This is a genomic window from Salegentibacter echinorum, assembly GCF_900129445.1.
GTDB lineage: Bacteria > Bacteroidota > Bacteroidia > Flavobacteriales > Flavobacteriaceae > Salegentibacter > Salegentibacter echinorum.
Map to the genome: position 1 here is coordinate 129,070 of NZ_FQVT01000003.1, position 12,877 is coordinate 141,946.

The following is a 12,877-nucleotide window of genomic DNA, read 5'->3' on the forward strand; positions in this document are numbered from 1 at the left end:
ACTTCAAAACTATAAACCCCAATCTAATTAAAGACCGGGGCTTACCTCTTAAATTATCTAACAAATATTAACTAAGTGCAGGATATTCTTCCGGCTTTACTTCGTTAAAAATACTATATACTTTTTCAAAAATATCCTCTATGGAAGGTTTGCTAAAGTAGTCGCCGTCGCTACCATAAGCAGGCCGGTGTTCTTTCGCAGTTAAGGTTTGTGGTTTACTATCTAGATAGCGCCAGGCGTTTTGTTTGTTTAGGATTTGGTCTAAGATAAAGGCAGATGCCCCACCAGGAACATCTTCATCTATAACCAGTAATCTATTGGTTTTCTCCACACTCTCCACGATCTCATGATCTAGATCGAATGGTAGCAAGGATTGAACATCTATTACTTCCGCATCAATATTAAGTTCTTTTAATTCTTCGGCGGCCTGTCTTACCAGACGCAGCGTAGAGCCATAAGAAACCAGGGTAATATCTTCGCCCTTCCTAACAGTTTCCACCTTTCCAATAGGAGTTCTAATTTCAGCTAAATTGGACGGCATTTTCTCTTTTAAACGGTAGCCGTTAAGACATTCTACCAATATCGCGGGATTGTCCTGCTCCAGAAGTGTATTATAGAATCCTGCGGCTTTGGTCATATTTCTAGGCACCAGCACGTACATACCGCGAACTAGGTTTAAAATTCCGCCCATTAGTGAACCACTATGCCATATTCCCTCTAAGCGGTGACCGCGGGTCCTAACAATTAATGGCGCCTTCTGTTTTCCTTTGGTACGGTATTGTAAAGTAGCCAGATCATCACTCATTCCCTGTATTGCATACAACACATAATCGAGATATTGAATTTCTGCTATGGGGCGTAAACCGCGCATCGCCATTCCTATTCCCTGGCCTAAAATAGTTGCTTCACGTATGCCTACATCGGCAACCCGAAGTTTGCCATATTTTTTCTGAAGTCCTTCCAATCCCTGGTTTACATCACCAATTTCGCCGGCATCTTCTCCAAAAATTAATGTTTCCGGATTATTGCTGAAAATTTGATCGAAGTTGTCCCTTAAAATAATTCTTGCATCTACTTCAGAAGAAGTTTCATCGTATTCTGGTAAAACTTCTTCCGGAAGGGTATTGTTTTCACTGTAAAGGTGACTGCTATAATCTTCTAAAGCAGCAGCATTAAAATCCTCTAACCACGAAAGTAACTCTGCTTTCTCTTCAGAAGTTTCTTTGCGGATATGTCGTAAGGTTATTCGTGCGATTTGAGCGAGATCCTTTTTTGAGGCTTCTTTTATACTCTTTAATTTTTTCGCCAGGGCAATGACTGCATCTTTTTCTTCAGTGTTTTTCGCTAACTTAGAAAGCGTAGCCAGCAATTCTTTTTGTTTTTCCCGGGTGGGTGCTAAAAAGTTATTCCAGGCAGTTTTCTTACCTTCTCTAACTCTTTTCTTTATTTCTTTTTCAATTTGCTGAAGCTCTTCATCATTGCTAATATTATTTTCAATGATCCAGTCCCGCAACTTTACATTGCAGTCATATTCCCGTTCCCAGGTGAGTCGTTGTTTATCTTTATAACGTTCGTGAGAACCTGAAGTAGAGTGACCCTGCGGTTGGGTAAGTTCTACTACGTGAATTAGTACCGGACAATGTTCTTTTCTGGCAATTTTTTCAGCCTTCTCATAAGCTTCTATAAGCGCTACATAATCCCAACCTTTAACAACAATAATTTCGAAACCTTTGTGCTCTTCATCGCGTTGAAAACCTTTAACGACTTCAGAAATACTCTCTTTAGTGGTTTGGTGCCTGGCGTGTACAGAGATACCATATTCGTCATCCCAAACGCTTAACACCATTGGCACTTGCATCACACCTGCGGCATTTAAGGTTTCCCAAAAATGTCCTTCGCTGGTACTGGCATTTCCAATGGTTCCCCAGGCAATCTCATTCCCGTTATTAGAAAATTTATCGGCTTCAATTCCCTCTACCTTTCTATAGATTTTTGACGCTTGTGCCAGGCCTAGAAGACGTGGCATTTGGCCCGCGGTAGGCGAGATATCTGCACTGGAATTTTTTTGTTCCATAAGATTTTTCCAGCTGCCATCTTCGTTAAGATTATGCGTAGTAAAATGCCCCCCCATTTGTCTTCCGCCAGACATGGGTTCGTTCTCTATATTAGTATCGGCATATAGGCCGGCAAAAAAGTTTTCTATAGTAAATTGATCAATAGCCATCATAAAGGTTTGATCCCTGTAATAGCCAGATCTAAAATCTCCGTTCTTAAATGCTTTTGCCATGGCAAGTTGAGGAACTTCCTTTCCATCTCCAAAAATTCCGAATTTAGCTTTTCCGGTTAAGACCTCGCGTCTTCCCAAAAGGCTACACTCCCTGCTAGTCACAGCTATCTTGTAATCTGCCAGGACTTCGGCTTTAAAATCTTCAAAAGAAATTGAATCTTTAGTTTTTGTTTCGCTTTGCATGAACATTGTTTTGAATAGTAACAAATGTAACGAAAACTTAGATTATATACAATTCATTAAAAACTGCATTTTTTAAGAATTAAATAACAAAACGCATTTTAATAATTGTTTTAATAATAAATCTATAAAAAAATTAGATTAAAATAAGTCTTAGATAATTCAGTTGAAGAAAGCTAAGAATTAATTATCTCTATAAATATTCGTTAATACCATCTTCGGGTAAAGAGTCTAATTAAAGTATTTAGGTCTAAGGATACAATAAACCTAATTTTTTGATCGTAATTATCTTGAGCAACTTCCCAACCTAGATTAGAATACACGGGAAAGAACACTTCAAAATAATCATCTACCAAACTAACCCTTAAGCCTGCATCATATAAAAATTTAGCCTCTCTGTGTTCGTTTTTTACCAAACCCGCATCGCCATAAACAAAGAATAATTTCCAAATATTTGTGCTGGCGTTAATTGTGGTGAGCCATTGGTTGGCATACTCGGGCTCTAACTGAGATTTAAAGCCGCCTTCGGCTACAATAATCTGCTGACTAAAAAGTCCGCTGCCCTGGCTTCTTCCGTAGTAATTATAATCAAAAAGGTAATCTGTAGGCCGGTCTAAAGCAAAGCTAAAGTAATTGGAGTCCATTTTATCGCTGTACAGAAAGGTACCAGCGAACAATCTAAGATTAAGTTGACGGTTATTCTTAAATAATTTACGGTACTCTAAACTTACTGCAAGTTTGCTGAATTTTTCTGCCAGTTGAAAGTCTAAAGAAGCGGCATAATAATCTACTAAATGTGGTTTACTGTACCGGTAATTGATATTAAAGACATTGTAGTTTGGCTGATCTAACGGCTTCATAGGATCTTTATCCCTTCTCACATTCACGTTTCTAATAAGCAGACTTTGTCGCTCATTATTTCTAAGATTTTTATCCCGAAATGAAAAACTTAAAAATGGAGTGTATTTTGTATAAAACAGATCATAACCGTAAGAATAGCGAGTTCCTCCAATTCCATATCTTATAGAATAAAGTTCTTTGTTTTCAAATTGATGCTTGTTGTACACTGAAGCAGAACCAACCAGGGTTTTACTCGTAAAACCATATTTTGGCGCAATATTAAAGTTAAAAGTCTTAGATAATACGGTTTTATTGTAAATTTTTGGACCCATAGAAAAACCATCATAAAGGTTATAGCTAAATTCTGGCATAAAAAATAACTGGGAATACCGCGGGTCTTCAATATCCTGTAACAACCTAAATTGAATGGGCTTATTTAGCAAGGTTGTTACCGCTTTATAATTGTCTCGCTGGTTGAATTCCGGTATTTTTTTCTCATAATTTAAAGCGAGCCTGTCCACATCCTGCCGGGGGATAGTAAGCGTTTTGGTGTCGTGAACATTGTCTATCCATTGCTTAAAAACCACTTCGCCATCCTTTAGACCATAAAGGGAAACAGGGAAGTTATTTTTTCTTTTATTTTTTATGGTCACACGAAGAGTCTTTTCGCGTTTTTCTAATCTTTTAATCGTAAAATCTATCTTTTGGTTGGTATCGAGGTAATCTTTAAAGAACCAGGAAATATCTTTGCCGGCATTTTGTTTCAGAATTTTTTCAAATGTTTCAGCCGAGGTCGGTTTTAAGCTGTTTGCCAAATAAAAGTCACTTATGGATTTATCTACGCTTTTATTTCCCAGGTAATCTTGCAAATATTTAAGTCCTATCCCGGCTTTGTAGGAACTTGCGATATTTTTATTGAATTTTACCAGGGAATCTTGCGGGATGGTAAGCGGTTGGTCCAGGTTAAGCCGCGCCATATTCATATATAAAAATTGATATTGGTCGTTAAATTCCAAATCGGCAGCGTGGAACCAGCGAATACCAATAATATCGCTTAGACTTCCCAATAGCTTCATTTTTGGGTAATATTCATCTACATAATCTATCATAAGAGAAACGAGAATAGCGTTATGTACCCACTTTTCTTTCCGCGGATTTATATGAATGGAATTTTTTAATAAATTATTAGTAATGGTTTTAAACTGCTTGATGTCATATTGAAATCCATCTGGAAATGGTCTTATAAATCCCGGTAATTGGTTCAATCCATAAATGGGACTATTTAAATAATCATCACGCGTTACAAAAATGCTCTCTTGCGGAAATGGCCCCAGGCGATCCTGAAAAAAATTTACAATCCTATCTAAAATTAGTCGTTTAACTTCCGGTTGCAGCTCATCATCGGCCACATTGGTGAGCACTTCGTGATTTGCAGTCCTTAAAGATTCAAATAGAAAAGAGCTGGTGAGGTAAAGTTTGGAATGTAATTGATTATTACCTGCTAATTTTACTGTTTTATTATCTTTTGATGTGGAAACTCCTTCAAAATTTAAGGCTGAAGTTGCATAATATTTTGGTGGCGTGGTAAGATTAATTTCAATATCATACATCGCGTTATATTGATCATCCAGATTTTTATGGCTGTAAACCTGCCACCTGCCATCGTCGTAAACAGCCGGGGTAATGTACCAATAGCGAAGTTTATAATTGTTTTCTGAATCTACACCATACCGCGTAAAATCATCTAAAGGAATCCTCACTTTATACTGAAGATCAATACTAGTTTTTGCACCGGGAAGCAATGGTTTTACGAGTTGAATCTTAATAAGATCCTGAGCATTTTCTGGTCTTCGCCATTGCAGGTTTTCCTTTTTATTATTGGCGATATTTATAATATGGGTGCCGCCACGATCTGATTCTTTTGAAAATTGGAACCGTCGGGAAAATTCTTCGGCAAAACGTTTAGCAAGTGGAGTAGAGGTGCTTCTAAAAGCATTAGCCCAGTCATTTAGGTATATGTGGTTTAAAGTATCTTTACTGGTATTGGCATACACCAGGTTTTGGGTAATGGAAAAAGTGCGCGTGCTATCGTTTAAACTAGCATCTAATCGGATGGAATTTTGGGCAAAACCCGATCCCGGTAATGCTAATAGCAATAAAAAGAAAAAAAAACACCTCAAGTGGGAATATCGTTTAGCTTATATTAAAAATTCAGCTAAATATAAACAAACTTTTCATCCCAACTTAACTATTCATTAAAAGTTAGGACTAAGATTGTATTCTCCATAAAATTTATTGAGTATTTCAATCACTTCATCTTCAGTATCTACTACCTGCACCAAATCCATGTCGGGGCCGCTTATATTCTGAAAAGTGTCTAAAAGTGTCTTTTGAATCCAATCTACCAAACCGCTCCAAAAATCACTTCCTACCAGAATTATTGGGAATTTATCTATTTTGTGTGTTTGGATAAGGGTTATGGCTTCAAAAAGTTCATCTAAAGTGCCAAAACCTCCTGGCATAACCACAAAACCCTGGGAATATTTTACGAACATTACCTTTCTCACAAAAAAATAGTCAAAATCCAGGCTTTTATCGTTATCAATATATGGATTGTCATGTTGCTCAAATGGCAGGTCTATGTTCAATCCTACCGAAGTACCACCGCCAAGATGTGCTCCTTTATTTCCCGCTTCCATAATCCCGGGTCCACCGCCGGTAATCACACCATAGCCGTTTTCAACAATTCTTTTTGAAATTTTTTCAGCCAGTTTATAATATTTTTGATCTGGTTTGGTACGTGCCGATCCAAATACTGATACACAGGGACCTATTTGGCTAAGTTTTTCATAGCCATTTACAAATTCGCCCATAATTTTAAAGATCGCCCAGGAGTCGTTGCTTTTTATTTCATTCCAGGTTTTATTCTTAAGATTGTTCGTCATATTGTTTTTGTCTTATTACTTGTTAACCGAGATTCGTCCTATTGATTCCGATAGCCACCGGGAATTGGATTTTCACGATCAACACAATTTTATTATTAAATGCCTCGTGGGGTTGTCTCGAGATCCTTTATTATTTTAATTCTTTTTTTAAGAAGCCGGCAGTATATCCTTTTTTAGATTTAGCCACTTCTTCAGGGGTTCCTTTGGCGATAACCTTACCGCCATTTTTACCACCTTCAGGGCCAATATCTATAATATAATCGGCCATTTTTATTACATCCATATTATGTTCTATAATAAGGACGGTATTTCCTTTATTGGTTAATTTATTGAGTACTTCCATTAACACGCGAATATCTTCAAAATGCAGGCCGGTGGTTGGCTCGTCTAATATATAGAAAGTGTTCCCGGTATCTCTTTTAGAAAGCTCGGTAGCTAATTTAATGCGCTGGGCTTCCCCACCAGAAAGCGTGGTACTCTGTTGTCCCAGCGTGATATAACCCAAACCAACATCTTTTATGGTTTTTAATTTTCGGTATATCTTAGGAATAGGTTCAAAGAAGTTAGTCGCTTCATTTATAGTCATTTCCAAAACATCTGCGATAGATTTCCCTTTGTAACGAATTTCTAAAGTTTCTCTGTTAAAACGCTTCCCGTGGCAGGTTTCACATTCAACGTGCACATCTGGGAGAAAGTTCATTTCTATTACACGTAATCCGCCGCCCCTGCATGTTTCACATCTTCCTCCTTTTACATTAAAACTGAATCTTCCGGGTTTATAACCCCTAATTAATGACTCGGGCGTTTTGGCAAAAAGACTCCTTATTTCAGAAAAAACTCCCGTGTAAGTTGCAGGGTTGGAACGCGGAGTCCTTCCAATAGGAGATTGGTTAATATCAATAACCTTATCTAAATGCTCTAAACCTTTAATTTTAGTGTAAGGCTTTGGTTCTTTTACGCCATTAAAATAATGAGCATTCATTATAGGGTAAAGCGTTTCATTGATAAGGGTAGATTTTCCACTTCCAGAAACCCCGGTCACCGCAATCATTTTTCCCAAAGGAATCTTCACTGAAACATTTTTTAAGTTATTTCCGGTGGCTCCTTTTAGTTCTATACTTTTCCCGTTTCCTTTTCTTCTCTCCTCCGGAATAGCAATTTCTTTATTTCCGTTAAGATATGAAGCGGTAAGGGTGTTTTGTTTTTTTAATGCTGAAGGTGGTCCCTCGCTAATAATTTCACCGCCATGGTTTCCGGCTCTTGGTCCTATGTCTATAACATAATCGGCACGTTCTATCATGTCCTTATCGTGTTCTACTACAATAACAGAGTTGCCAATATCCCTTAAAGAAGTAAGGGAATTAATGAGTTTTTCGTTGTCTCGCTGATGCAAACCAATACTTGGCTCATCTAAAATATAAAGCACCCCAACCAGCTGTGAACCAATTTGAGTTGCTAGTCTAATTCTTTGAGCTTCCCCGCCAGATAAGGATTTAGACCCGCGATTTAGTGATAAATAAGTAAGTCCCACATCTACTAAAAACCCAATCCTGGTCCTAATCTCTTTTATAACTTCAGAAGCAATTTTATTCTGCTTCTCACTTAGTTTTTTCTCAAGACCGTCAAACCAAAGTGCCAGGTCTTCAATATCCATTAAAGCCAGTTCGGCTATATTTTTATCGTGAATTCTAAAATATAGCGACTCCTTTCGCAACCTGGTGCCTTCACATTTAGCACAGCTTACATTGTCCATATATTCTTTGGCCCAACGTCTAAGTGAAGTGGAATCGTTATTTTTAAAGGTAGTTTCAATAAAATTAGCTACTCCTTCAAAATTTATTTTATAATCCCGGGTAACGCCAATTTCTTTAGATTCCTTGCTAAAAGTTTCTTTCCCGCCATAGAGGATAAACTTCATAGCTTCCTCTGGGATTTTAGAAACGGGATCTGTCAATTTAAAATCCCACCTTTGGGCAATTAATTCTAACTGTGAGAAAACCCAGTTCTTTTTTTGTGGACCGTGTGGTGCTAGAGCTCCATTTTTTATGGATTTAGAAGAATCTGGAATAATTTTATCGAGGTTCACCTGGTATAAAGTGCCAATTCCATTACATTTTGGGCAAGCTCCTTTGGGTGAATTAAAAGAAAATGTATTCGGCTCTGGGTTAGGGTAGGAGATGCCCGTGGTAGGGCACATAAGGTTTCTGCTGAAGTAGCGGGTTTTTCCACTGTCCTTATCTAAAATCATAAGCGAATCCCCGCCGTGGTACATGGCCGTGGTAATACTTTCGTCGAGACGTTTTTGCGCATCTGTTTTATCGTCTATTTTTAAACGGTCAATTACAATTTCAATATCGTGGGTTTTATACCTGTCTATTTTCATGCCTTTTACCAGGTCACGAACTTCCCCATCTACCCGCGCTTTTAAAAACCCCTGTTTGGCGATTTGTTCAAATAATTCACGGTAGTGTCCTTTTCTGGACTTAATTACCGGAGCTAAAACAGATACTTTTTGACCTTTAAACTCTTTTAAAATGAGCTCTTTAATCTGGCTATCGGTATAACTCACCATTTTCTCCCCGGTTTTATAGCTGTAAGCTTCTCCAGCCCGGGCATAAAGCAAACGCAAAAAATCGTAGATTTCGGTGATCGTTCCTACGGTACTTCGCGGATTCTTACTGGTGGTTTTTTGTTCTATGGAAATTACCGGCGAAAGGCCTTCAATTTTATCAACATCGGGACGTTCCAGGCCGCCTAAAAATTGACGGGCATAAGCAGAAAAAGTTTCGATATAACGGCGTTGGCCTTCCGCATAAATAGTATCGAAAGCCAGTGAAGATTTTCCCGAGCCCGAAAGTCCTGTAATTACTACTAACTTTTCTCTAGGAATGCGAACATCTATATTCTTGAGGTTGTGTACACGTGCACCCAATACCTCTATATATTCTTCGGTTTTAGCCATATTTTTTGTCAAAGGTGGCAAAGATACTTAAAGTGTTGCTAACTAAAAAGAAAGCTAGTTTTAACCAATGTTAATAATGGTTTAAAGTTTTACCGGTTTTCGGTTTTCGGTTGTCGGTTGTGAAGTTGTCTGTTCTCAGTTGTCAGCCGTAGTCAAATTGCTTTATCGCGAGGACGGAGGACGTGGTCATCTTTTGTTGTTTGTGGTTTTTACTGAATACTTTCAACTGAATATTGCTACTGCTCACTGAAACTGCTCACTGAACACTGCCAACTACTTTCCGCAACCTTGTTCACAAAGTTTTTTTTATATTGGAGAAAAATGTACTTTTGCCAGATGTTTTTACAAAAAATGAAGAAAGCACTTTTAATCGTAGGAGTTTTACTGTTAACCGTTTCTTGCGGGGAGTACCAGAAGTTACTAAAAAGTGACGAAACCGGTAAGAAATATACCGCTGCAGAGCAGCTTTATGATGAAGGTAAAGCTGAAGATAGTAATAAGAAATTTAGAAAAGCCCTTAGGTTATTTGAACAAATAGTGCCAAAATATCGAGGCAAGCCACAAGGTGAGAAATTAAGTTTTTTATTCGCAGATACTTATTTTGAATTGGGAGACTATTACAATGCTTCATATCAATTTGAGCGTTTTTCGCAGTCTTATCCTAAAAGTCAGAAGTTAGAAGAGGCGGCCTATAAAAAAGCAAAAAGTTTTTACGAGCTTTCTCCGCGCTATGATATAGATCAAACCGACACGCGAAAGGCAATAACAGAATTACAAAGTTATTTAAATGCTTTTCCGCAGGGAGATCATGTTGAGCAGGCTAACGAGATGGCCACAGAGTTGCGGGTTAAACTGGAAAAGAAAGAGTTTGAAATTGCCAAACAATATCATTTAACCGGTGAAGCAAGATCTGGTAACTACCGGGCGGCAATTACCTCTTTCAATAACTTTTTGTCAGAGAATCCCGGGTCACCTTTTAGAGAAGGAGCTTATTATTACCGGTTCGACTCGGCTTACAGATTAGCCATAAATAGTTTTAGGGATTTAATGGAAGAACGCCTTAAAACGGCAATGGAATATTATAAAGATTACAAGAAGTATTATCCGGAAGGAGAATATACGGAGCCAATTGAGGCTTCGGTAGAAGAAATACAATCACGCTTACAAAATTTTTAATAGTAAAAAGATGGATATTAAAAACTCAGACGCACCAATAAACACTATTACCATAGATAAAAATAAGGTAGATGCCCCAACAGATAATATCTATGAGGCAATCTCGGTAGTAGCAAAAAGAGCAACGCAAATCAATACCGAAATCAAAAAGGAATTGCTGGAAAAGCTCGATGAATTTGCGACTTATAACGATAGTCTGGACGAGATTTTTGAAAATAAAGAACAAATAGAGGTATCTAAGTTTTACGAAAGACTACCAAAACCACATTCTTTGGCAATTCAGGAGTGGTTAGATGGTAAGATCTACTATCGTAATACTAAAGACGTAGAATCTGAAGCTTAAAAAATGTCTGTACTAAAAGACAAAAATGTCCTGCTGGGAATAAGCGCTGGTATCGCTGCTTATAAATCGGCATTTTTAGTACGATTGCTAATTAAAGCCGGGGCGAATGTTAAAGTCGTGATGACCCCGGCGGCTAAAGAGTTTGTGACTCCGCTTACGCTTTCCACTTTATCTAAAAACGAAGTTTTTTCTGGCTTTACCCAGGAGGAAGAAAATGAGGTGTGGAATAATCACGTAGAACTCGGTCTTTGGACCGATTTTTTTATTTTGGCCCCGGCCACGGCTAACACTTTGTCGAAAATGGCAAGCGGCAACAGCGATAATTTTTTACTCGCTACTTATCTTTCAGCTAAATGCCCCGTGTTCTTTGCGCCGGCTATGGATTTGGATATGTACAAGCATCCTTCTACCAAAAAAAGCTTTGAAACATTAAAATCCTTCGGAAATATAATGATTCCCGCAGGAACAGGCGAACTGGCTAGTGGTTTAAAAGGAGAAGGTAGAATGGCAGAACCTGAAGAAATAGTTGAATTTTTGGAGGATCATTTTACAAAAAACCTACCTTTAAAAAACAAAAAAATCCTTATAACTGCCGGGCCTACTTATGAAGCTATAGACCCCGTGAGGTTTATAGGGAATCACTCCAGTGGAAAAATGGGCTTCGAGCTGGCTAAAAAAGCAGCGGCACTGGGGGCAGATGTTATTTTAATTTCAGGCCCTACCAATCTCGAACTGGAAGATAAACAGGTAAAACTTGTTCCTGTAGTAAGCACACAAGATATGTTTGAAGCTGTGCACAAACATTTTGAAACGGTAGATGTAGCTATTGCAGCAGCAGCGGTTTCAGATTATACCCCAAAAACTACAGCGACAGAAAAAATAAAGAAGGCAGAAGAACATTTAAGCTTGGAACTTACCAAAACCAAAGATATTTTACTTTCCATGGGAGAAAAAAAATCCCATCAAAAATTAATTGGTTTTGCTTTAGAAACCAATAATGAAATGGAAAACGCCCGGGGTAAATTAGAGCAAAAAAATCTCGATTTTATTGTTTTAAACTCCTTGCAGGACAAAGGAGCCGGTTTTAAGGGTGATACTAATAAGGTTACATTGGTATTTAAAGATTCTGAAAAGCAGTTTGAGTTAAAAAGCAAAACAGAAGTAGCTGCCGATATACTTCATGAAATTATACATTTATTAGATGCGTAAACTGCTGATATTTATTTTTTTGCTAAGTAGCTTCTTGAGTGTAAACGCCCAGGAGCTTAATTGCGAGGTTGTGATAAATACCGAGCAAACGGGGCAAAGTAACCTCTCGGTTTTTAGAACGCTGGAAAATTCCCTAAGAGAATTTGTAAACCAAACCACCTGGACAAGTAAAGAATTTGAGCCCGGGGAGCGCATTAATTGCAGTATGTTTATTACCATAAAGGAATTTGAAGGTGAATCCTTTAGCGGCACTATCCAGGTGCAGTCTTCACGACCTGTTTATGGCTCTGGGATGATCACCCCGGTTTTTAATTTTAACGATGAGCAATTTACCTTTAATTATAGAGAGTACGAACCTTTAAATTACAGTCAGAATTCATTTTCCAATAATCTGGTGTCTGTTGTTTCATTTTATGTTTACACCATTCTAGGCCTCGATGCCGATACTTTTGAATTAGAAGGGGGCACCGATTATTTTGAGGAGGCTAGTAAAATTGTAAATACCGCGCAACAAAGTGGAAGGGCCGGCTGGAGCGGATCTGATGGGCAGGCCTCCCGCTACCGCCTAAATACCGATTTACTTTCTAATATGTTTACGGAATATCGCAACACGCTGTATAATTATCATCGTTTGGGATTAGACGTGATGCACAAGGAACCGAAAGCCGGAAAAGAAACTATAGCTAATGCCCTGGAAGGTTTAAAGTCTATGAATTCACGAAGAAACAATTCTTTGCTATTGCGTACTTTTTTTGACGCAAAAGCAGAAGAAATTTCTCAAATTTTTAGTGACGGGCCGCAAATTGAGAGTCCGCGTTTAGAGCAAACCCTAAACGGACTGGCACCACGTTATTCCAGGAATTGGAAAAACCTGCAATAAAGGAACTTTTCCTGTTGATTGAGAATTATTTCTCCCTTATATTTATCGCAAATTA

8 protein-coding genes are annotated in these 12,877 nt (G+C 38.1%); 4 read left to right on the plus strand and 4 right to left on the minus strand.

Annotation, left to right across the window (positions count from 1 at the left end; genetic code table 11):
- Positions 1 to 67: 67 nt before the first annotated feature.
- The 4 genes from BUA71_RS06645 to uvrA form a co-directional block, all read right to left on the minus strand.
- Positions 68 to 2,470, minus strand: a complete 2,403-nt coding sequence (locus BUA71_RS06645; RefSeq protein ID WP_072877962.1) for an alpha-ketoacid dehydrogenase subunit alpha/beta — start codon at positions 2,468 to 2,470, stop codon at positions 68 to 70.
- A gap of 203 nt (positions 2,471 to 2,673) precedes the next feature.
- Positions 2,674 to 5,487, minus strand: a complete 2,814-nt coding sequence (locus BUA71_RS06650) for a gluzincin family metallopeptidase (protein ID WP_072877964.1) — start codon at positions 5,485 to 5,487, stop codon at positions 2,674 to 2,676.
- A gap of 75 nt (positions 5,488 to 5,562) precedes the next feature.
- Positions 5,563 to 6,252: an LOG family protein gene (locus BUA71_RS06655; RefSeq protein ID WP_072877966.1), complete on the minus strand. Its 690-nt coding sequence runs from the start codon at positions 6,250 to 6,252 to the stop codon at positions 5,563 to 5,565.
- A gap of 130 nt (positions 6,253 to 6,382) precedes the next feature.
- Positions 6,383 to 9,214 carry an excinuclease ABC subunit UvrA gene (gene uvrA, locus BUA71_RS06660; RefSeq protein WP_072877968.1) on the minus strand — a complete coding sequence of 944 codons (2,832 nt, stop codon included), beginning with the start codon at positions 9,212 to 9,214 and terminating at the stop codon, positions 6,383 to 6,385.
- Between the two features lie 351 nt (positions 9,215 to 9,565).
- On the opposite strand from uvrA, the gene BUA71_RS06665 reads away from it, so the two are divergent.
- The 4 genes from BUA71_RS06665 to porD are packed head-to-tail and all read left to right on the plus strand — an operon-like array spanning position 9,566 to position 12,822.
- Positions 9,566 to 10,390: an outer membrane protein assembly factor BamD gene (locus BUA71_RS06665; protein WP_072878400.1), complete on the plus strand. Its 825-nt coding sequence runs from the start codon at positions 9,566 to 9,568 to the stop codon at positions 10,388 to 10,390.
- A 10-nt stretch (positions 10,391 to 10,400) separates the two neighbouring features.
- Positions 10,401 to 10,733, plus strand: a complete 333-nt coding sequence (locus tag BUA71_RS06670) for a DNA-directed RNA polymerase subunit omega (protein WP_072877970.1) — start codon at positions 10,401 to 10,403, stop codon at positions 10,731 to 10,733.
- Positions 10,734 to 10,736: 3 nt separating this feature from the next.
- Complete coding sequence (coaBC, locus tag BUA71_RS06675; protein ID WP_072877972.1) at positions 10,737 to 11,942, plus strand: bifunctional phosphopantothenoylcysteine decarboxylase/phosphopantothenate--cysteine ligase CoaBC; 1,206 nt, start codon at positions 10,737 to 10,739, stop codon at positions 11,940 to 11,942.
- Positions 11,935 to 12,822: a type IX secretion system protein PorD gene (gene porD, locus BUA71_RS06680; protein WP_072877974.1), complete on the plus strand. Its 888-nt coding sequence runs from the start codon at positions 11,935 to 11,937 to the stop codon at positions 12,820 to 12,822. Before coaBC ends, porD begins: the two co-directional genes overlap by 8 nt.
- Positions 12,823 to 12,877 lie beyond the last annotated feature (55 nt).

Bases quoted from the DNA above. Each gene is read 5' to 3' on its own strand.
- BUA71_RS06645 (WP_072877962.1), bottom strand. From the start codon at position 2,470: ATGCAAAGCGAAACAAAAACTAAAGATTCAATTTCTTTTGAAGATTTT.
- BUA71_RS06655 (WP_072877966.1), bottom strand. From the start codon at position 6,252: ATGACGAACAATCTTAAGAATAAAACCTGGAATGAAATAAAAAGCAAC.
- BUA71_RS06670 (WP_072877970.1), top strand. From the start codon at position 10,401: ATGGATATTAAAAACTCAGACGCACCAATAAACACTATTACCATAGAT.
- coaBC (WP_072877972.1), top strand. From the start codon at position 10,737: ATGTCTGTACTAAAAGACAAAAATGTCCTGCTGGGAATAAGCGCTGGT.
- uvrA (WP_072877968.1), bottom strand. From the start codon at position 9,214: ATGGCTAAAACCGAAGAATATATAGAGGTATTGGGTGCACGTGTACAC.
- porD (WP_072877974.1), top strand. From the start codon at position 11,935: ATGCGTAAACTGCTGATATTTATTTTTTTGCTAAGTAGCTTCTTGAGT.
- BUA71_RS06665 (WP_072878400.1), top strand. From the start codon at position 9,566: ATGAAGAAAGCACTTTTAATCGTAGGAGTTTTACTGTTAACCGTTTCT.